The organism is Nostoc sp. UHCC 0251 (assembly GCF_034932245.1).
Classification (GTDB): Bacteria; Cyanobacteriota; Cyanobacteriia; order Cyanobacteriales; family Nostocaceae; genus Nostoc.
In genome coordinates, this window is sequence record NZ_JAYGHD010000288.1 from 1 (window position 1) to 21,249 (window position 21,249).

Below are 21,249 nucleotides of genomic sequence, written 5' to 3' on the forward strand. Positions count from 1 at the left end.
ATAAAAAACAAAGGCAATAGTGACTATGTTGCAATTTAAATGCCGATTAGCTTAGGAAGAGATGATAACAAACAATTAGCCAGTGGTGCTACAGGTGGAGGTATGGTTACTCCTGTCTGGAAGGATTTTATGCAGAAGGCGCTTAAGGATGTACCAGTCATGAAATTTAAGCCGCCTTCTGAATTTCCTCGACCTAAGCCAGTTAAAATATAGGACTCCTATTTGATTTTTGAAATTGACAAATCGTCATGCAAAACAGACTCGAACGGGAACAATTGTCCGTCTTATGTAGCTGTCGTTACGGCGGAAAAAAGTATTAATAAAAACTTTATTTTTGGGGCATACTGAATTAACATGAACGCGATTTAACATTTGGTGAAGATGCAAATTGTCAGATACACTTCCTGGCATAATTACCAATAATTACTGACTACAGCTTTGTCTAAACCCGTAATCACCGTTCGCCTAATTACATGCGACGAACTTCCCCAACTTCTGGCGTTGTATCAGCACCTTAATCCCGTTGATGCGCCTCTACCTGCTGAGGAGGTGTTACAGTCCATGTGGAAGAAAATTCTGGACGATCCACGTCTGTATTACATAGTTGCCGACATTGGTAGTCAGTTAGTAGCTACATGTAACTTAGCCATTGTTCCCAACTTGACACGCGGCGCACGTCCATACGGCATTATTGAAAATGTTGTCACCCACCCCGATTATCGACGACAGGGGCTGGGTACGCGGGTGCTGCATTATGCTTTGGATTTAGCATGGCAGCAATTGTGTTACAAAGTGATGCTTCTGACTAGCTCAAAAACCGAGGAAACATTGCACTTCTATGAACGTGCAGGATTCAAGCGTGGAGTGAAAATCGGATTTATTGCCCGGTCTCCAGAGGAATTGTGAGCAGAACTAATAAGTTAAGTAAGTTGGCACAATAAATTCAAACTATCTATATGAACTAAGCTAAAACCCTTGTGCCTATTGCCTATTGCCTATTGCCTATTGCCTATTGCCTATTACGCATTTAAATTATACCTGAATCCTACTTGATGACAAAGTTAGACGGGTCTTGATCTCGTCGATGCTTAGTGGGAATGGGGGCTGGCTGCCCATCACCTGCAAGGGTTGCGGTTTTCTCCAGGGATTCCCTCAATCGCTTGGCTGCATAGATGGACATGTCTCGTGGTACATTAATGCGATCGCGCAAATATCGTAGAGCAACATCAGATCCCGATGGAGGAACACAGTCTTCACCAGTCATCATGTGTGTTAAAGCACAACGTAGAGCTTGATCAAACAATTTATCATCGAAGGGGTTGACTCGGATAATATTGATGCGGTGGTCGATAGTTCGTTGAAGAGCTTCCATGCGGGAGTTTTCGGGTTCTGGATAAGTAACATCTGGTAGCCCGAACCAGGGACCATTGTCCACCCGCGCTTTATTGAGAAGCATCTGGGATTCGCTGTTATCCCAACAGCCCCCCATCTGAGGCGGTAAATCATGTGCGTGGGTGTGAAAGTCGCTCTGGGTCCCGCAGTAGGTAGGTCGGCTTTCCATTGCCGCAAACCATGCGCTCAAGCGAGGGTTTTCTTCCCGCAGAGAGTAGCCCTTGTAGTAGTAAAGGCTCGCATTCATCCGTTCGAGATATGGCGTAAAAATCACATCGACGATGCCGAAGCTATCTAAAAAATAAGGACTTGGGGTGCGACTAAGCGCCTCCTCGACCTTAGCCACCACTCCAATAAATTGTTCTCGGTTGCGTTGTTCTTGTTGAGAGGAACCTGCTCTAGAGCAAAGCCAAGCGCACCAGGCTCTAAATAAAAGTCGTTCTAATTGACGTAGAGGAAGCACCGCGCGGTCTTCCATCCCTTGGCTCAATGGAGCAAAAACTTTTTCCAAAGCGATCAAAATGTCATCGCTTTCCGTAATAATCCGTCCATCTAGCTCGATCGCAGGGAGCATTCCTGATGGTACCTTACGTTTGTACCAACTTTCTTTCTCCCCATAGCAGAACATTGTCACTTTTTCGATTCGATAGGGAATCTGTTTTTCCTCTAGCCATAACCAAACTTTTTGGCAGTAAGGACACCAGGCATGGTTATCGCGGTACAGCGTTACCCGCACATCAGATTCCGGCTGACCAAACAAGCGCAACCTGGCTCTAGCGTTGGTGAGACCATTAACGGTATCTATTTGATAGTCCGTAAGGGTTTCTAGTTCTTCCCAGCTTAAGGGTGCGGTAGTCATAGGGTGAGTTACGTAGGGCAATACTTAGGACAATTCTATACTCTACAATATTTTCAATTGGACAAGGCTTAATTTAACCAGTAGGTTCCGCCCATATCGTTGCCATTGCTCTCTACAATCAAGTCATCGTATTCTCTACCTCCGATATCTAATCGTTCAAGATTCTTGTAACTAAATCGATTTATTTGTCCCGTAATTGATTCAATATTAGTAGTAATCTGTCAAAATGATTCCTCTGATAACATAATTGCCCAGGGTAATAATTGACGGACAACAAATCACTACTTTTACCTCCATCTATTGCTTGAGTTACTAAAGAAGCAGTATATGGAGCGCTTACATAAAAAATAGCACCCATGAAAGCCGTAGCACCCTAGTTTTTATCTTTTGTCGTGCTTTGAATATAAAACTTTTCCTATCTTGATTGAACACATAATCAAAAAGTACCCATAAGGGTACTACCATTAACCAATTGCATTTTCCACAATAAAGAAAGAGCGAACTAGAAGTGACCGAATCTAAACGGTACTTTTATACGCACAACAAGCAATACCCGCGTTCAGTTCTGAAAATCCTAAGGAGTCATGATCATGAGTACTAAACCAGAACAAAGTCCATTAAGCTTTGTTGCCCCAATTAAGGCACCAGTGCTAGAAAACTATAAAGCCTTAAAGGAAATTTTAGAAACTGGGACTTTTGGAGCAGCACTAGATCAGATTGGTACAGTGCATTTTGGACGTTTTATGTTTCTCGAAAAAGTCACGCCAGAATCAGGGGAAGAATATTATGCTAAATTTGCACTCTTTACCGCCTATGACGGAGATTTTAGGAAATATGTTGATGACTTCGTTGCAGTGGTTGGTGACTTTTTCAATGCAGTATTAGTGCATTTAGAAGATGCTGAAGGGTTAATTCCAGTCCAAAAAGACTCTGAAGCTTTTGCTGACTATGTAGACAAATATAATCAACCAGTAAAGGTTTGGTATAGTGCTTATCCTACTTTAAGTGTGGTTAAAATTCGTCAGCTTGCGTCTAATCACTAAGAGGATGTTTGAAAAGTATTAGGCGAATAGAACTCGCTACTACACAAACATAGACGCTTTGCGGCTTCCCGTGGGTAGCCTACCTCCGTGGACTAATACAAAATCAAGGGTTTTGTCTGTATAACCGCGACTTCTAATCGCCCGGTGAGTAATAAATTAGACTTTTCAAACAACCTCTAGGACTATTGATTCCCTTGATGCTAAACCGATGCCTCGGAAACGCTATCTCTAAAATGGGAATAGTTTTGCAATTTCATCTCTTTAAAGTACAACTTACTTTAGTGGCAACCACACTCCTAGAGTAAGTTGTACTTGATTAATCTGAGAAGTTCTGCTTGGCAACGCTTTCATTTAGAGCCGGATTGAGTAAAAAGGCAGAATATATAAGCTTTTTTGTTGGTTTTATCTAGTAATAATTCTCCATTTATCAAACATCCTACTTCTAAAATTTAGAAAAGATATGACAAATGAAAGAACTCTAACGCAGCTTAACTTTAGTGATATCCAGGGTTACATTGTCCGTGGCTATAACATGAACAATGTGCGACATTTTGTTCTATATATTAAAGATGCGAAGTCTGCAAGGAAATTTATTGGTAACTTGGTAAGTGGTATTGATGAATCAATTCCTCAGATCACCACTGCTGCATGGTGGGACATCAAACCGAGTTATTGCTTAAATATTGGCTTTACTTTTGAAGGTTTAAAGGCTCTCCAATTTGTTGCAGATATTGGTAAATCTTTTCCCGACTCCAACTACAAATCATTTAAAAATGGTGCTATTGCTCAAGCGAGTCAAGTAGGTGATATTGGAGAGAGTGCCCCTGATAAGTGGGAAGGTGGATTAGGAACCTCTAATACTCATGTTTTGCTCTCGCTCTATGCTCAAGATAGTAAGGTGTTAGAGCAGCAATCTGATAAACTGCGATCGCTCTTTAAGGAGGGAGACGCACTTAATGAATTATCTTGCTTTGATGGTGCTAAACTTCCTGATGAGAAAGGGCAACCCAGCAATATAGTCCATTTTGGTTATAATGATGGAGTTTCACAGCCGAAAATAGAAGGTGTTCCTACAAAGCGTGGACTTTCAGAATCCCTCGACCCCCAACCGATTATTCCGGCTTATGAGTTTGTCCTGCTGGATGATGAAAAAGCTCCTTACTACGTACCGACACCTCCAGAGTTGGGCTTGAATGGTAGTTTTGCTGCTTTTCGAGTCTTGGAACAAGATGTAGCTGACTTTGAACAATTTCTCCAAGAGCAAAAAGAGAAAGTTGATCCAGACAAACTAGCAGCTAAAATGTGTGGACGATGGCGCAATGGTGTCCCTCTAGACCTCTCTCCAGATGCCGATCAACTAATTCCCCCTAACGAACCAATTATTTACGAACAATTTAATAATTTTGATTATTCTGATGATCCACAAGGATATAAATGTCCCATTGGTTCACACATCCGACGCACAAATCCTCGTGCGGCAGAAATACAAGGGAAAACAAATATTCACAGACTCATCCGTAGGGGAATTCCCTATGGGCCTCTTTATAATCCTAACTCTCCTAATGATGGCATTAAAAGAGGATTGCTAGGTCTATTCATCTGTGCAAATCTCAAACGCCAATTTGAATTTGTCATGGAAGAGTGGGTGAATAAAGGAGATTTTGCTGGTCTACCTACAGATGCTAAAGATCCCCTAATTGGTGCTAATGAAAATAAAAGTGGTCAATTCGATATTCCTATCTCCCCAGACAAACCTTCCATCAAGTTGACGGGTTTTGATCGATTCATTACAACCAAAGGAGGAGCTTACTGTTTTATACCTAGTATTACCGCGTTGCAATACATAGCTAGTCATTCAACTAACGACATCGCGGCAAATACATAACACACAAAGATTTTAGCCATTTAGCAACTCACCAATAAAATGCGATCGCAGCACAACATTCCCAAGAATTATTTACTTCAAAATAATTCAAAATATTCTCTTTGCTCCCAGTTAGTCACCTGCAATAAATAGTCTTCTGGTGGCTGATCGGCGACGGACTGCAAAAAGCGATTAATTTCACTCTGTTTCATCTTAATGATGAAGTTGATGAACTGCTGCCCCATTTTTTGAGAAAAAAGTTCGCTTTGGCTCAAATATGTAATCGCCTCTGGCAAACTTTTGGGTAAGGTCGGACTTTCTGTAGCGTAAGGTGACTCTGTTGGGGAGCCAAGGTCAACTTTATGATCCACACCATCTAACCCAGAAATCAATTGCGATGCCATATACAGATAGGGATTGGCTGCTGGTTCTCCAACTCGGTTTTCAATGTGGGTGGTGGGGTCATCATAACCACCTTGTAATCTAATCATTGCCCCTCGGTTTTCCAACCCCCATCCGGCGCGATCAGGGGCTAGGGAATAAGGCCTAAATCTTTTGTAGCCGTTAATTGTTGGGGTTGTGAACACAGAAGCAGCATTGGCGTGTTTCAGAAGACCACCAACGAAGTGTTTACCTAAATCTGACATTAAGGTTTTGGTGTTTGCAGACATGAAAGCGTTCTCGCCTGTAGTTCGGTCTACCAGGGATTGGTGCAAATGCCAGCCATTGGAAGAAGAACCTTGCAATCCTGGACGACACATAAACGATGCGATGTAGCCTTGTTGACGGCAGATTTGCTTAGTCGCCATTCGGAATATCATCATTGTATCCGCAGCTTGCAATGCCGGAATCGGGTCAAAGGTAAATTCAAATTGACCGACACCTCCTTCGTTTTCTACACTCCTTAAAGGCAATCCCATTTCAACTAAATTTTCTGCCAGAACACGTAGCAAGTCATGAATCTCTGGATTGTGCGATTCTAAAAGGTATTGGAAGCTATGCTCTACGGCGCTAACTTTGGCAGGTTCACCAGGTTTTCCAGAAGTACCAACATTAGCGATCGCTAACATCGGATCTAACAGCTTTGCCAGATACCACTCAACTTCTAAGCCAACAATATGCTCCAACCCTCTTTGATGTAACTCTACCAATGATTGGCGCAAAATACCGCGACTGGAAAAGGGCATTACCTGACCATTTTGAAAGTACTCGTCACAGAGGATAAAGCCAGTGCGTTTTGCCCAAGGCACTATTTTGAAGGTATGAGGGTCAGGAACAGCCACAAGATTTGGCGCACCTGTCATCTGAGACATATCTAAGCTACCGCCCGGAACGAAGGGATTAAATACTATTGCACCACCAGTATCAAATAGGAATGTCCCTGTGCTGATTTGCATACCGTTTTCTAAGGCGCTCAAAAACGCCTGGGGTAAGAGCGACTTACTGCGAACAATGCCATGCTGGTCTGCCCAAGCAGTACGAATCAACAATAGATCCCGTTCTTTGACAACAGCCTTGATCTTTTCAGATGCTTCTTTTTGAATTTCTGTCCACAGGTGATGACGCTCAATAAATCCAGGTCTTTTCATTTAGATTGCCTAATCATATTCAACTGTTTGTGCGATTAGTTTGAAATTAGCGGCTCTTCAGGCGCTTCCATTCTTGGTGATCACCGCGAATAGTTTATGCTTCACTTTTAATATCCAAGTTTTTTATTAAAAATGATTATCGTGTCGGGGGATGGAAGGTGGTAGGCGATCGCTGTGACACAGCCTAAAGGGCAGTATTCCTTGCATAGATAGCTGCCTTGCTTGCTAAGGCCAGCAGCTTAACCTTCACTAATCAACTGTAATAAGACTTCCGTTGAAATCTTGCCACTGATATCAGCACCTTCCAATAGGCTGTCTGCCAAGTCTCGCTTGTGCTGATGCAATTGCACAATCTTTTCTTCAATAGTATCTTTTGCTACTAGACGATAAATGGTAACAGGACGTTGTTGCCCAATGCGATGGGCGCGGTCTGAGGCTTGATCTTCCACGGCGGGATTCCACCAAGGATCTGTATGAATCACATAATCAGCAGCAGTTAGATTGAGTCCTGTACCCCCTGCCTTGAGACTAATCAGAAATACATCCCCTGAACCAGCTTGGAAAGCATCCACCCGTTTTTTGCGCTCTGCTACTGAAGTGCTGCCATCTAAATATTGATAACTAATACCTTGCTGCTCCAGATAATCTCTAATAATGTGCAAATGGTCAACAAACTGACTAAACACCAACGCCTTATGGTGATTTTCCAGAAGTTCACCCAGCACCTCACCAAAAAGTTGCAACTTGGAACTGGGTAATTCAGTATCAGGCATCACCAAGCTAGGATTACAGCAAGCGCGACGCAGTTTCATAATCTCAGCCAAAACTTGCAAATGTTTCTTTCCTGCATCTGCATCAGTTTCGGTAAGTTTAGATATTGCTTGGCGACGCAACGCTTCATAGAATGCTTTTTCCTCTCGACTTAACTCTACATGAAGGAGAATTTCGGTACGAGATGGTAACTCTTCTAATACTTGATTTTTTGTTCGCCGCAACAGAAATGGTTGAATCAGTTTTTTGAGTTTATTACGTGCAAGTTTATCTTGATATTTTTCAATGGGGGTAGCAAAGCGTTGATTGAAGCTTTCAAAAGAACCCAATAACCCAGGATTAATAAAACGGAACAAATTCCACAACTCACCCAGGTGATTCTCAATGGGAGTCCCAGTAGTCAGCAACTTAAAATTAGATTTTAGGTTCATAGCTGCCTGAGAACGTTTAGTGGTCATATTTTTAATCGCCTGGGCTTCATCCAGGACAATCGTTTGCCACTGTACACCAGAAAGCATTTGCGCTACTTCTTCCTGCTGTAATAAACCATAGCTGCATACCAACATATCCAACGGTTGTAAACCATCCAATAATTTTTGGCGGTTAGCACCAGAAAATTGAATAATATTAAGAGTTGGGGCAAACTTCTGCGCTTCACTCACCCAATTCATACACACGGAAGTTGGGGCAATAATTAGGGTTGGCCCTTGATGGGCGTTTCTGAGGATTACAGCCAATGCCTGCAAGGTCTTACCGAGTCCCATTTGGTCTGCCAAACAAGCACCTACACCCCAATGTGCCAGCCGCGCTAGCCAACAAAAACCCTCCATTTGGTAGTCACGTAGTTCTGCTTGCAGCGTAGATGGCAGTTCTGGCTGGAGGTTTTTCACCTCTTGGAGACGCTCTCTATGTGTTTTCCAGTGTTTATCTGCTTTTACCTTACCTACCTCATCGACAAAATCTTCTAACCCTAATGTTGCTAAGGGGTGAAAACGGATACCCTTACTATGTTTTTCTGAAAACATCCGCAATTCGTCGAGGCGTTTCCGAAAAGCTTGAGTTAAAGCCAGAAATTGACCATCACCAAGGGGGATAAAACGGCTGGGGGTTTTCTCTAATAGTTCTAGTAGTTGCTGCATATCTAGCACTAGGTCGTTATTCAATTTCAACTCCCCTGTGGCTGCAAACCAGTCTTGCTGACGTTGAATTGATAAATTAAAGTCTTTCAAGTCGGCATTGTGGCTAACACGCAGTTTTTCTCCTTGTGGCCATTCTATGATGACTTTATTTCCCAGTGCTTGCAGTTCTAGCAGTAGTTCTAAACAGTCTTCTGGATTAGCTATAATCCATTCACCATCTTGTTCTTCAGTTTGAGTCAAGGTGGCGCAGGCGGCTACAGCGTAGGCGGCAAGTTGCTTTTCTTCAGACAAATTTCGTCTAGTTTGAAGACGTTTACCGTCAATATCGGCAATTACAGTTTCACCACCTGTACCAGGACGGTAGTAGGGGCCACCTTGGGCAAAGGGGCGCGACAAAAGACTGATTTTCAAGCCGGCATTGGCAGGTAAAAGGTGAATATGGGGTACAGTCTGGGCGGGTACTTCTTCTGCACCTTCGGAACCGCCACCAATGTCAGAATGTACGGTAACGATGCCAGAGACGGCATTTATGGCTGCTAAAACTTGTTTCTCTGCGAAGGCAGGCACATTTAATTTATTATCTATACCAATAATCTCTGCAATGCGTCTGTGTTCGGCAGTAATTTCAATGACTTTGATGCGGGTTGGGGTTTCTTTGATATGCAGAATATTTTGTGATTCTGGTAATTTGGGAGAAAATTCCAAGGTGAGACGATCTTGTTTCCCTTTTTTAACCAGTAGTTCTGGTTCTCCTTTAACAATTTCTACACGGATAGTAGGTGTATCTTCCCAAAAAACCAACGGGTGTCCAATTAAAGCAGAGATGGCTTTTTCACCGAAGGTATAATCAACTTTGCCGTAATAGCCTTCACTATATGTCTCAATACAACTACATACCCGCATATCTTGGGGTGTGATGTAATCAAACTCAGATAATGCACTGCTTAGACGCTTGAGGGCTATGGGGCGACCTTTACTCCATTCCCCTTTGGCATTAACTTTTTGTTCCTTTGGTTGTAAGACACATCTACTGGGATAGAAGGTTATGAACCATGCTAAACGCAGTTCCGATTCTGGTTTTAGGGATGTTTGTGGTTCTTTTTGAAGATTTGCCAGGGCATTAAGGCACATTTCCCAAGCTTCTTGGGGTCGAATTAAGTCTACGATAGTTTGGATATTGCTATCTTCTCGCAGTGCCTCTGCAAGTTGTTTATAGTTACTACTAGGTTTGAGTCGGGATAGGAGTTCTGCGGTTTCCATTGCCAACCAGTGATAACCAGAGGCGAGCGATCGCCGATACAATGGTTCTAGCAAATTAGGTAAGCGTTTTTTAGCACTCTGGGCATCCATCCAGTAAAGGCATAGCGAACAAAACAATGTTTGTAAGCTATTTTCTTCTTCTACGGAAGAAATATGACCACTGAGTACAAATTGTTTTTGAGTAATATCACCTTGGTGGACTTGCAGTACCATTTTCAGTCTGCCATAAGTGAACCTGAGCCAATGATCCCCTTGACGGGACATCAAACTGCTATACTCTTCTGCTTCTTTGAGGCTTTGCGCTGAACCATCTTTTAAAAGTGCGAGGATGAAAAATAAGCCCCCAATTGTATTGAAATATATTTGGCGTTTGCCTGTAGCCTTTTTGATGGCTTTCAGGGCATCTTTATAATATTTGATGGCTTGTTCATTATCACCCCGCAGAAAACTTAACCAACCCCAAAAGATCGCAGCGTTATTTTGATATTCATTTGATATTCGCTCTAGACTTTCTTGTGCTTCTTGAGTACAACCCTGTAATAGCAGTTGTTCTGTCAAAATCAGATGTAGATAATCTGAGCAATGTTTTCCAGGCGTAGAACATTCTTCTTCCAGCAGCATCAACGCATCTTCCGAAGCGGATAATTTTAAGGCTGAATTGAAGAGGATACTGGATATACCACTTTCATATAATCCTTGTGGTAGGGTGTTAAACCAATCTGCATCAAATGGATTATTGTATATCTGCTCAAAGATATTTTCTATTACTATTTTTTCTTCGCTATCACTGTACTTCTGATAAGCTTCAATTTGCTGATTAATAAAACTAAGGTCTTGGCGATAAATACCAATGCGGATTTCTCTGATACACTGGCGTAAGTTGTAGAATATTCGAGAATCTCTGTTCCAGTGAGTACGTATTGGTAGCTTCTCCTCTACTACTGTGACGAGGATTTCAAACTGTCCGGTTTCTACAGCATGACGAGTAGCTATTTCTGTGAGTAAAGGATGACATTCAGCACCTTGCCTGCTTTCCTGTATTAACAATCCTGTTTTTAATAATTTATCAATTTGGGAACTGAGTGTTTTTGTAACCCAAGGTTTATTGTTTTCATCTAAAGCGTCAATTTTACTAAGACAACTTACGAATGAATTTTTGTCTATCGGTGCATAAATTACCGAAAATAACTGGATAATCTTTTGTATGGAAGGATGTAACTCGAAATATTTCCTTGCGAGTAGTGCTTGTTGTATTGTGGAATTAGGCTCAAAAATAGTCATATTATTTATTCAGTTCTTTAAATAATTCCATTAATTTCCGTTTCCGTCCATGAGCCGCTTCTAATTGTGAGCGATAAGCAGACCATTCAGCTTTTTGCCCTAGTTGAAGATAAGCAGCTTTGACTTTTTTTAGCCAATTAACCGCAGCGTCATAACGGTCAGTTTTTCCTTGTTCCATAATTGGTTCTGCCCGTCTGCGAGCGTTATCAATTACCCAATCTGCACGATGGGAAACTGCTGCATCCATGACTCGATCAACCAGTTCTGAAGCATAGTAAATATCTCTTTCTACTGTTTTAATTGCATCATCAATTAATCCTTCATGGAGGAAAATATCAACCTGAGCTTCTCTTATTCCGCAATCTGGCTGATCTCGTAGTGTTTGCAGTAAATTTTGGTTGACTATTAACCAAGATTTACTGCATAATCTTGAATTATACCATAGTATCAAAACGATAGTCTGATTTTAAAAGCAATGATGCTGGCAGTTAACACAGTGGCATTATCTTCTAATCCTTGGGCTAAATCACTTTAGGACTTACGCTCGATACGGCTACGCTGTACTATCGATAATCAAACTAGTTTAAAAAGCTAAAGTTAGGTAAAAAATAAATGTTACGATTGTAAAAATAGGCTTTTATCTACAAAAATAATAGTATTCTTCTTTAGCTGAGAAAATAATTACTTGTATATCAAAAGCTTTTACCATTTGATACTGTTTTGATGAATACATGGTACTGTGATGGCGATCGCATTCACTATTTCAGATTTAACGATCGCAATTCCTCAAAATACTTAAAGCTACCGCCTCCGCTACCTTAATTCCATCGATACCCGCCGAGAGAATCCCCCCTGCGTATCCTGCGCCTTCACCAGCGGGATAAAGACCGACTGTATTTAAACTTTGATAATCTTCTTTGCGTTTAATCCGAATCGGTGATGAGGTGCGGGTTTCCACTCCAGTCAACACGGCATCATCCATCGCAAACCCTTTAATTTGTTTGTCAAAAGCGGGAAGTGCTTCGCGGATGGCTGCGATCGCATAATCTGGTAAACTCTGACTCAAATCACCCAAATGTACCCCAGGTGTATAAGATGGCTTAACAGTACCGAATGCTGTAGAGGGACGATTGTTAAGAAAGTCTCCCAGCAACTGCCCTGGAGCTTCATAGGTTCCACCGCCCAATTCAAAAGCTCGTTCTTCCAAGCGCCGTTGGAAGTCAATTCCCGCCAAGGCATTTCCCGGATAATCTTCGGGGGTGATGCCCACAACGATCGCACTGTTGGCATTACGCTCATTGCGAGAGTATTGGCTCATCCCATTGGTGACAAGTCGCCCCGGCTCTGATGCGGCTGCAACCACCAAGCCCCCCGGACACATACAAAAACTATAGACGGAACGACCATTTTGGCAGTGGTGAACTAGTTTATAATCGGCAGCACCTAAAAGCTTATGACCAGCTTGAGCGCCGAAACGACATTGGTCGATGAGAGTCTGGGGATGTTCGACTCTAAACCCGATGGAAAATGGTTTTGGCTCAATGTAAACTCCACGATCATATAGCATTTGGAAGGTATCGCGGGCGCTATGACCTACTGCAAGAACCACATAGTCGCTGGCGATATATTCCCCACTGGCGAGAGTGACTCCCCGCACCTGTCCATTTTCGATGTTGATATCTTCCACCCGACTTTGAAAGCGAATTTCACCGCCCAGGGATTCGATTTTGGCACGCATACTTTGGACGATTCCCACCAGTTTGAAGGTGCCGATATGCGGTTTGTTGATATAGAGAATTTCCGGTGATGCTCCAGCATTGACGAGTTCGGTTAGTACCTTGCGCCCATAATGCTGAGGATCTTTGACTTGGCTGTAGAGTTTACCATCGGAGAACGTACCCGCCCCACCTTCGCCAAATTGGGCATTAGATTCTGGGTTGAAGTCTGATTTTTTCTTCCAAAAGCCAAAAGTATCAGCAGTGCGATCGCGAACTTGTTTGCCACGTTCTAAAATGATGGGACGGAACCCCATTTGCGCCAGCATCAAACCCGCAAACAAGCCACAAGGCCCTGTACCAATCACGATGGGGCGAATCGCCAAATTGCTCGGTGCTTTTGCTACTGGGCGATAACTCATGTCTGGCGTGGCCATTACATGGGGATCTTTTTTCAGGCGATTGAGTAGATGAGTCTCCTGAGTCGTTTCTACATCCAGAATATAAACAAGGGTGATCTCTCCTTTTTTACGCGCATCATAGCTACGCTTGAAGATGGAATAGCTGATCAAATCTTCGTCGGTGATTTGCAGCTTTTTGAGGATGGCAGACTTGATCTCATCTTCAGGATGATCAAGCGGGAGCTTTACTTCTGTTAGTCGTAACATGGCGAGGAGAAATGCGTACTATCTATCAAAATATTAGCAAGGGGGGCAGGGGGAGAAGAGAAGCAGGGGAGGCAGGGGGAGAAAAAATTGGATCATGACGTTGGATGCAGGAATTGAGTAATTTAATTCTTGGATGTCCCTTATTCTTCATTACAACCTCCTGCCTTCTTCACACAAGATTTACAGCCGCTTCTAACATTCGTATTGTGCCAAGTTCAGCATTTATTTCCACTTCTACACCAATTGGCAAAGTAAATTTATCTTTAATATGACCAATCATTGAACCGTACCAAGCAGGAATACCTAAAGGAAGTATATGGTCTTGCAATACTTGCATTAAGGTAAATGATGGTTCATCGCCAAGACTACAATTAGTGCATTGCCCAAAGATAAAGCCAGCAATTTGATTCAGTATCCCAGCAGTTTTTAACTGTGTCAGCATTCTATCTATCCGGTAAACATCCTCGCCAATTTCTTCCACAAACAGGATGCTTTTGTTCCAGGAAGGTAGGTAAGGTGAACCTACCATTGCTGATAGCACTGATAAGTTTCCACCCACAAGTTTACCTCTCGCCTTTCCCCGTGCTATTGTCTCCACCCGCACTTGACTAGGGTTGAGATTTTGCATAGTCACAGCTTCAGCATTAAATAGGATGCGCTTGAAGTAATCGACTGTAAACTGATTCCAGGTAGATGTGGCAACTGGCCCATGAAAAGTAATCATTTGACTACGGGCATTAATTGCCAACAACAGTGTCGTAATATCGCTGTAGCCCATAATAATTTTTGGATGGGAGCGAATCAGCGAGTAGTTGAGCAAGGGTAAAATGCGATTACAGCCCCAACCACCACGCATGGCAATGATTGCTTTTATGGTGCGATCGCCATACATCAAGTTTACATCCTGGGCGCGATCGGCATCTTTACCTGCTAGATAGCCGTAACGATCTAAAATATGCTTCCCCAGCTTGACTTTTAACCCTAACTGTAAAATTGACTTCTGCGCTGCTTCGATGTCTTTAGCGTCAACGATACCCGCAGGGGCGATTAATCCTACGGTATCGCCCACTTGCAGGCGGGGCGGCTTGCGGATGGTGTTTGTGAGTAGTTTACCTTCAGCTGTAAGTGGTGATATCTGGGTGGCTAGGGTAGCTAGGCCACAGGTTGTAAGAAATTGCCGACGCTTGATATTCATAACCATTAAGTTGGGGACTAAGCAATAGGACTATTTTCCTAATACCTAGTACCAGGAATCTAAGCCTTTTGATTTTCACAAATCAAATAGGATTGCTATATGTAAATTTTGATTGACTGATTTTACTCCTGAATCATGCGGCGAAGATCGTCAAGAGGCGACTCTGGTTCGGTGATTTCTGAATTGTTGCTATTAGTTATTTGTATATCTTCCTCTTCAATATAAAATTCAACGCTTATTTTAACTTTCACTTTCCCTTTTTTCCAGCTTTGAGAACCTAGTGTTAAAATTTCGCAATCTGTGCCCTTCTGAAACCAATTCCCATTTGGAGACTCTTTTATATGTATTCCTTTGCTACTTAATTCTTGATTCAATTTATATTCTATCGTTGAGCTAAAGGAGGTATTTATTGCTTGTTTAAATTTAGCAATTTTATATGTGTTACCTCCGAAGTCCAAAACATCACCATCGTTACACTGTATGAGTCTGAATTCATCTTGCATATCAACCTCAATTTTTGAAATCTTTACTTTACGCGAAACTGTAATTAGTGAGTGCTAAAGCACTCACTAAAATCTACAATTATCTCAAATTAGCTTTGAGATTAAAATTAAAGCTCTTGTACCATATCTGAAATCACAAACCCATTATTAGCAAACTTACTATCAGTGTCAAACGAATCAATAATTACAGGCAAAAGATGATCATATAATTGCATTGACTCTAAACACCCATTGATACTAGAAACTGATAAATTATATTCTGCAATCTTTTCTTCAATAACACTCAATAATCGCCGATTATTCGCAATTTTTTCTTCAGCTTCTTGTTGCAGGGTTTTCTCTAAATAAGCACGTGCCTGTGGGTATTGCTGTAAAATTTCATCTGCTTGCTGATCTGCCATTGGCAACAACTGGGTTTTGAGCGTTTGGTTGATGGTTTGACGGAAAGATTTACGAATAGTTTGGGAAACCTTTGGTTCAAAATCCAATTTCAATAACTGCCTGATTGCTGGCTCTGCTTCTACAATACTTTCAGCGTCGTAACCTTGAGAAGTTTGTGATAAAGTTTGGCGAAATTGATATATAGAAAAAGTACCTTCATCGTAAAATCTGGGACTTTCTCGCACGAAGCGATCGCACTCTACGCTAGCTGCACTAACTAATACTTGAGTAACTCCTTTTTCTAAATTCCTGATCTCTTGTTCAATGCCACCATCATTATCTAACAAACGATACAACTGCCGATAATATTCTGATTTGCGAATCTTTTCAATCAACCGCTGGAAATAATTTGCAACTATTTGCTGAGAAGATTCAACCAAAATATCTTCTAATTGATTTGCTAAGTAATAGAATGCCTCTACTAAAATAGCAATCAAAGGTGCGGTAGCGTTGCGAGGATGGCTGATGGTTGCACGTTGATAAGCAGAAGCTACAGAAAAATTATCTAGTAATTCATCTAAACGACGAATCATTCGTGATTGCAATTGTTTAAAATCTGCTTCAAAAGCATCACAAGAATTATTAATTACATGGTTAACTTCTTCTGTAATATGCTCATTAAAATCTTTACCAATTTGCTGAAGTTGCTGATTTAGGCGTTGTAACTCTTGCGCCTTCATTGTCTCAATTTCTTGAGGCTGACTATCTAAATTACGTTGTACACTCTGATAATGTTTTTTCAGTTTAATACAAACATCTTCCAAATCATCAGCAAGATTTTTAAATAATTGGGGACGCTTTTCTTCTGTAAGATAGCGAGTAATAGCTGTGCGAAATTCCTCAGTTCCACTATCTTGAATTAGCTTTTCTATAAGTTCATTGCCCCAATCTCCCAGAATCCGCACATAATTTTGATTCGGAGTTTCAAAGCCGTTAACAGAAACACGGAATTTACTAGAAGACAGCTTTCCTGAATTTACACAGTAGTTGTTAAAGGCATAGACAAATTGTGGTGTTTCTTCTTTCCCATCTAAACCTTTAATACTTTCTGCAAAAACAGAATCTAAACCAAATCTATCTAGTTGGTTTGTCTGTTTAATTTGACTGCCGTAAAATCCTAATAATCCACTCGTTTTATAAACCTTGTTTGAATTGGCAAATTGCCCACTAATTAAAACATCTAATCGTTGCCGTAGCTCTGTATTATACCAAGTTTCATCAATCCGGTTGAAGATATAGAAAACGCGATCGCGTACTCCCCCATTCTGCCGCATTAATTCCAAAAGTTCTGTTTCTTCTTTTGTCATATCACCCGCTGAAGCAGGTTTTAGCACACACACCACCGCCGAAGTATCAGGATGTTGAATTTTAGCATAAGTTAGTTGTGCATCTTTCTCTACTGGTGCATCTATACCGGGCGTGTCAATAATTACATTGCCATCTTGTAGCAAAGGATGATTACAGTAATATTCTATTCGCTTCAATACTGCACTATTACTACCACGACGGGCATATCCAGCAGCTTCCTTGAGATTGGAAAAGTTAAATTGCTCCATTGAATATGTAGCATTATTAACCGTGTTGATGCGATCGCGGTTTGCTATATATCCCTCTAACAATAAGATTAACGCCTTCGCCTGTTTTGCACGTTCTGATTTACTCTCGCCACCCTCTTGCTGAATAATAGTTTCAGAACCTTGACGTAGCAAGTTAATTACCTCAGCTTGGTTAATATTAGTTACTGTTTTAAATCCTAGCTGTTGACACAAATAAACTGCTTGTTCCCGAATCTCAGCTTCACTTAAAAACGTCAAAACAACACGTTCTTGATCTACTTCTGCATATTCGATTTTACATTCTGTACCTGTAGCATGTCCTTCTGCACTGTATAGTAATTCCCTCTCTAATAATGCATTGATTAGCATTGATTTACCAGCACTAAACGCACCCGCAAATACAATCTCAAACTTTGGAGAAATCGCCTTATTTAAGGAAGTTTGTACAGGTGTAATATCTTGAGAACGCAGTGTTGGTTCTTGCTGTAAAAGTTGTAATATCGACTCAACCTGCTCTTTCAAACTTTGGCACTGAAGCGGTAAATCTGACATATTCAGCATCCTGACAATATTTATGTATATATTAGTTATATTTATTGCCTTGATGGTTCAGTATGATTTCTGAGATATTTGATTCCGAATGATTAGACATTTCCGAGGATGTAGAGACGTAGCAGTGCTACGTCTCTACAAGGTTTCTGGATAACGCATATTTAATTTCTGGAGATGTGTAGTCTAAATTCTAACAAAATGGAAAAATCTGTGTATTTGGATACTTTTTAGAATTTTTTTGAGAAATGTCATGTTATCTTAACTTTAGTAAAGCCTTGCTTAGTCAAGTCAGGGAGTCATGATTATCGAGTGGTTTATTCATGATCGACGGTAAAAAAGTTCGGTTGAAATTGCAAAATTATTGGTTTAAAACCTTTGGCAGATGGCGATCCTGTCCGCTAACCTGCCCAATAGATAGACCTCATCATCGGCATGTTTTTTGGAGTTGGATTGGTAGTTTTTTAGCCATCACTGCAACGTCTTACCTTGCTGCAAAAACTAATTCTCCTTTGCTGATGGCTCCGTTTGGTGCCACAAGTGTTTTGATCTTTGGTGTCCCTGACAGTCCTTTGGCTCAACCTCGCAATGTCATTGGGGGTAATCTTTTAGCTGCTATGGTGAGTCTGATAATTCTGCATTTTCTCGGTTCTTCTCCCTTGGCAATGGGAATGGCTGTTTCTAGTGCGATCGGAATCATGCAAGTTACCGGAACTCTCCACCCACCTTCGGGTGCTGTTGCATTAGTCGTCATGATGACGAAACCGGACTGGCAATTTTTGCTAACACCTGCTTTTGAGGGATCAATGATTTTAGTGCTATGCGCTGTGATCTTCAATAATTTAGCGGAAGAAAGGACGTATCCAAAACACTGGTTATAGTATTGTCTCAGGAGCATCTCAGTTTTATTGAATATCACTCCAGTCGTTGGTTTAACAATTCCAATATAATAATGCGATCGCTCTATACTTTGAGGACGTGTTCAGGAGCTTTTTGGCGGATAGGCACTTGAATTATGAAATTAGTGCCTTGCCCAAGGCTAGAAAAACATAGCAATTTCCCACCATGTTTTTCCGTAATGATTTGGTAGCTGATTGCCATACCCATGCCTGTGCCTTTACCTACAGGTTTGGTAGTAAAAAATGGATCGAAGATCCGGCTTTGAACCGATTCTGGTATTCCTTGTGCGTTATCAGCGATCGCAATTTCTATTGATTGTGAATCAACTACTGAAGTGCGAATAGTAATTTGACTGGGATTTTCCTCTATCTGTTGAGAGGTACGCTTGATATCCAACTCATCAAGGGCATCCATTGCATTTACCAGAACATTCATTAATACTTGGTTGAGTTGACCAGGATAGCATTCCACTTGCGGCAAGTTGCCATAATTTTTAACAACTTCAATTGCTGGACGGTCTGGTTTATCTTTGAGGCGGTGTTGCAGAATTAAAAGCGTACTTTCGATGCCTTCATGAATATCAACTGCTTTAAAGTCTGCTTCATCCATACGCGAAAAATTCCGCAGCGAGCGCACAATATTACGAATCCTCTCAGTCCCCATTTTCATTGAAGGCAGTATCTTTTGTAAATCTTCAATGAGAAATTCTAGATCGATTTCCTCTGCTAATGCTTGAATTTCTGGGTCATGACTAGAATAGCGTTTTTGGTAAAGATAAATCATCTGTAACAAGTTTTGAGTATATTCATCCAAGTAAGTAATATTACCGTGAATAAAGTTAACTGGATTATTGATTTCATGGGCAATACCTGCTACTAGTTGGCCCAGACTAGACATTTTTTCACTTTGAAGTACTTGTGCTTGGGTACGCTGCAATTCACCCATAGCTGTTTTGAGTTCAACAGTTCGTTCTTCGACTCGCGCTTCTAGTTCGGCATTACTATTTTCTAAAGCAATAAAGGATTCCCGCAATTGCCCTGCCATGTGATTAAAAGAGTGGGCAAGAGTGTTGAGTTCATGGATATTGCCCTCTTGGAGCGTCTGTTCTAAATCACCAAATGCTATTGCTTGGGTGGTCTGATTCAAACGCAAGATAGGATCTGCAATCCGACGCGAGGTAAATATGCCAATCGTTGTTGCTACTATCAGCGCCCCAAAACACAGCAGGATGCTAATTTGGGTGTTGGTATAGATTTGCGCCATGTAAGTTTTTTCCGGAATACCAACTACCACTAACCAGTCCAAACCATGTTGGTCACGCCAAGGTACAACATGCACGTATAAATTTTCTCCTTGAACATTAACTTTCAGTTTTTGGGTATTGGTAACGGACTGAAAATCTGGAATGCGCTGCTGAAGCTGCTTGGCAATGCTTTGTAGCACCGGATTGGGGCTGTCGATCGCTTTAAGGCGTTTAATTTCGTTATTGACTACGGTAAAAGGCTTTTCTTGAGCAGAATTGGCAACCAACATACCATCACGCTCCATAATAAAAACTTGTCCGAAGCTGCTGACATTTAATTTCTGTAAAAATTCACTGAGTTTCAACAGGTGAATTTCGGCCCCCACAACACCAATCAGTTTTTTGCTGGCATCATAAATCGGACGACCTGCCGATGCCACAATATAGGGGGGATAAGCAGGATCGTAATAAGTATAAATGCGAACCCAGATAGGTTTTCCCGCTTTCACAGGTTCAGTGTAGGCAGGTTCATTGAGGGTATCCCACGTACTAGTCGTCATAACTTTGGTTGGGTTGCCATCATTATCTGTTAAATAAGTTTTCGTATTTTTCGGCCGGCTTGGCGTTTTGATCGCATTATCATCGATTGTCACCGTCTTACCATCGTAACGACCGGCTCCAGTTCCTTCCCCAGTTGCTAGGTTCAAGCTGATAAAGGTTAGGTCATAGGCTTGCATTTCGTGCCAGAAGTACTTGCCAACCTTGAGACGCTCCCGCACATCCAACAATCCCATACGAATTGCATCCGCATTTAACTGGATAACTTTATGAGGAATCGACAGGTAAGCATCTAAATGTTGATTTACCTCACCACTGGTTCGTTCCATCAACTGATCTGCTAGATCGTTCACCGCTTTCTCGCCATTTTTATACGACAAATACCCAACCAGTCCCACGATGCCAAAAACTTGCAATACGAAAGGAACGACCAGAACAAGCTGTAATGAAAATGCGCGGATTTTGTTAGATGGATGTATCTTCATGAGTGGTAAATCTTGATTGGCACAGGTCTTTGCTTACACCTAGATTACCCATGAGCAACTTCGGACTATCAAAATAATGTTGTGTTTAATTAAGAAACGAATAATTAATAGGCAATATCTCTATTTACAATTCGTCAACTGGTTGCTATTAGGCTTAATCTTACAACATAGTATTTTTACAAGAATTCCATTATTCAAATATTTTTAATAAATTATTCTTGGGTAAAAGTACTAATTT

General features: G+C 41.4%; 14 protein-coding genes. 5 read left to right on the forward strand and 9 right to left on the reverse strand.

Annotated features, from left to right (window positions below):
• Positions 1-39 precede the first annotated feature (39 nt).
• Positions 40-213: a hypothetical protein gene (locus VB740_RS19090; RefSeq protein ID WP_323201572.1), complete on the forward strand. Its 174-nt coding sequence runs from the start codon at positions 40-42 to the stop codon at positions 211-213.
• 225 nt (positions 214-438) lie between these two features.
• The gene (locus VB740_RS19095) at positions 439-906 is read left to right on the forward strand and encodes a GNAT family N-acetyltransferase (RefSeq protein WP_323201513.1); all 468 of its coding nucleotides are present in this window, start codon (positions 439-441) and stop codon (positions 904-906) included.
• Positions 907-1,045: 139 nt separating this feature from the next.
• On the opposite strand, the gene VB740_RS19100 is transcribed toward VB740_RS19095, so the two are convergent.
• Positions 1,046-2,251 (reverse strand): glutathione S-transferase family protein, encoded by a 1,206-nt coding sequence (locus VB740_RS19100; RefSeq protein ID WP_323201514.1) that lies wholly within the window; start codon positions 2,249-2,251, stop codon positions 1,046-1,048.
• 590 nt (positions 2,252-2,841) lie between these two features.
• On the opposite strand from VB740_RS19100, the gene VB740_RS19105 reads away from it, so the two are divergent.
• Both VB740_RS19105 and VB740_RS19110 read left to right on the forward strand, forming a co-directional pair.
• Positions 2,842-3,294, forward strand: coding sequence for a hypothetical protein (locus VB740_RS19105; RefSeq protein WP_323201515.1), 453 nt, complete (start codon positions 2,842-2,844; stop codon positions 3,292-3,294).
• A 460-nt stretch (positions 3,295-3,754) separates the two neighbouring features.
• Positions 3,755-5,179: a Dyp-type peroxidase gene (locus VB740_RS19110; RefSeq protein ID WP_323201516.1), complete on the forward strand. Its 1,425-nt coding sequence runs from the start codon at positions 3,755-3,757 to the stop codon at positions 5,177-5,179.
• Positions 5,180-5,256: 77 nt separating this feature from the next.
• Here the strand turns inward: VB740_RS19110 and VB740_RS19115 are convergent, their stop codons facing one another.
• The 7 genes from VB740_RS19115 to VB740_RS19145 all read right to left on the reverse strand — a co-directional run bounded on the left by VB740_RS19115 (position 5,257) and on the right by VB740_RS19145 (position 17,828).
• Complete coding sequence (locus VB740_RS19115; protein ID WP_323201517.1) at positions 5,257-6,747, reverse strand: glutamine synthetase family protein; 1,491 nt, start codon at positions 6,745-6,747, stop codon at positions 5,257-5,259.
• A gap of 239 nt (positions 6,748-6,986) precedes the next feature.
• The gene (locus VB740_RS19120) at positions 6,987-11,198 is read right to left on the reverse strand and encodes a DEAD/DEAH box helicase (protein WP_323201518.1); all 4,212 of its coding nucleotides are present in this window, start codon (positions 11,196-11,198) and stop codon (positions 6,987-6,989) included.
• Between the two features lies 1 nt (position 11,199).
• Complete coding sequence (locus VB740_RS19125) at positions 11,200-11,649, reverse strand: hypothetical protein (protein WP_323201519.1); 450 nt, start codon at positions 11,647-11,649, stop codon at positions 11,200-11,202.
• A gap of 318 nt (positions 11,650-11,967) precedes the next feature.
• Positions 11,968-13,581, reverse strand: a complete 1,614-nt coding sequence (locus VB740_RS19130) for an NAD(P)/FAD-dependent oxidoreductase (RefSeq protein WP_323201520.1) — start codon at positions 13,579-13,581, stop codon at positions 11,968-11,970.
• A gap of 169 nt (positions 13,582-13,750) precedes the next feature.
• A complete protein-coding gene (locus VB740_RS19135) occupies positions 13,751-14,776 on the reverse strand; it encodes an LD-carboxypeptidase (RefSeq protein ID WP_323201521.1) in 1,026 nt (341 codons plus the stop codon).
• 122 nt (positions 14,777-14,898) lie between these two features.
• Positions 14,899-15,279 (reverse strand): KGK domain-containing protein, encoded by a 381-nt coding sequence (locus VB740_RS19140; protein WP_323201522.1) that lies wholly within the window; start codon positions 15,277-15,279, stop codon positions 14,899-14,901.
• Positions 15,280-15,386: 107 nt separating this feature from the next.
• A complete protein-coding gene (locus tag VB740_RS19145) occupies positions 15,387-17,828 on the reverse strand; it encodes a dynamin-like GTPase family protein (protein WP_323201523.1) in 2,442 nt (813 codons plus the stop codon).
• Positions 17,829-18,148: 320 nt separating this feature from the next.
• Here VB740_RS19145 and VB740_RS19150 point away from each other — a divergent pair, with 320 nt between their 5' ends.
• The gene (locus VB740_RS19150; protein ID WP_323201524.1) at positions 18,149-18,706 is read left to right on the forward strand and encodes an HPP family protein; all 558 of its coding nucleotides are present in this window, start codon (positions 18,149-18,151) and stop codon (positions 18,704-18,706) included.
• A gap of 82 nt (positions 18,707-18,788) precedes the next feature.
• Here the strand turns inward: VB740_RS19150 and VB740_RS19155 are convergent, their stop codons facing one another.
• On the reverse strand, positions 18,789-21,011 hold the full coding sequence (locus tag VB740_RS19155; protein WP_323201525.1) for a sensor histidine kinase: 2,223 nt from the start codon (positions 21,009-21,011) through the stop codon (positions 18,789-18,791).
• Positions 21,012-21,249: the final 238 nt, after the last annotated feature.

What these genes read in the sequence shown, in the direction of transcription:
- VB740_RS19145 (WP_323201523.1), bottom strand. Translation starts at nt 17,828, where the DNA reads ATGTCAGATTTACCGCTTCAGTGCCAAAGTTTGAAAGAGCAGGTTGAG.
- VB740_RS19155 (WP_323201525.1), bottom strand. Translation starts at nt 21,011, where the DNA reads ATGAAGATACATCCATCTAACAAAATCCGCGCATTTTCATTACAGCTT.
- VB740_RS19130 (WP_323201520.1), bottom strand. Translation starts at nt 13,581, where the DNA reads ATGTTACGACTAACAGAAGTAAAGCTCCCGCTTGATCATCCTGAAGAT.
- VB740_RS19105 (WP_323201515.1), top strand. Translation starts at nt 2,842, where the DNA reads ATGAGTACTAAACCAGAACAAAGTCCATTAAGCTTTGTTGCCCCAATT.
- VB740_RS19110 (WP_323201516.1), top strand. Translation starts at nt 3,755, where the DNA reads ATGACAAATGAAAGAACTCTAACGCAGCTTAACTTTAGTGATATCCAG.
- VB740_RS19090 (WP_323201572.1), top strand. Translation starts at nt 40, where the DNA reads ATGCCGATTAGCTTAGGAAGAGATGATAACAAACAATTAGCCAGTGGT.
- VB740_RS19100 (WP_323201514.1), bottom strand. Translation starts at nt 2,251, where the DNA reads ATGACTACCGCACCCTTAAGCTGGGAAGAACTAGAAACCCTTACGGAC.
- VB740_RS19120 (WP_323201518.1), bottom strand. Translation starts at nt 11,198, where the DNA reads ATGACTATTTTTGAGCCTAATTCCACAATACAACAAGCACTACTCGCA.
- VB740_RS19140 (WP_323201522.1), bottom strand. Translation starts at nt 15,279, where the DNA reads ATGCAAGATGAATTCAGACTCATACAGTGTAACGATGGTGATGTTTTG.
- VB740_RS19150 (WP_323201524.1), top strand. Translation starts at nt 18,149, where the DNA reads ATGATCGACGGTAAAAAAGTTCGGTTGAAATTGCAAAATTATTGGTTT.
- VB740_RS19135 (WP_323201521.1), bottom strand. Translation starts at nt 14,776, where the DNA reads ATGAATATCAAGCGTCGGCAATTTCTTACAACCTGTGGCCTAGCTACC.
- VB740_RS19115 (WP_323201517.1), bottom strand. Translation starts at nt 6,747, where the DNA reads ATGAAAAGACCTGGATTTATTGAGCGTCATCACCTGTGGACAGAAATT.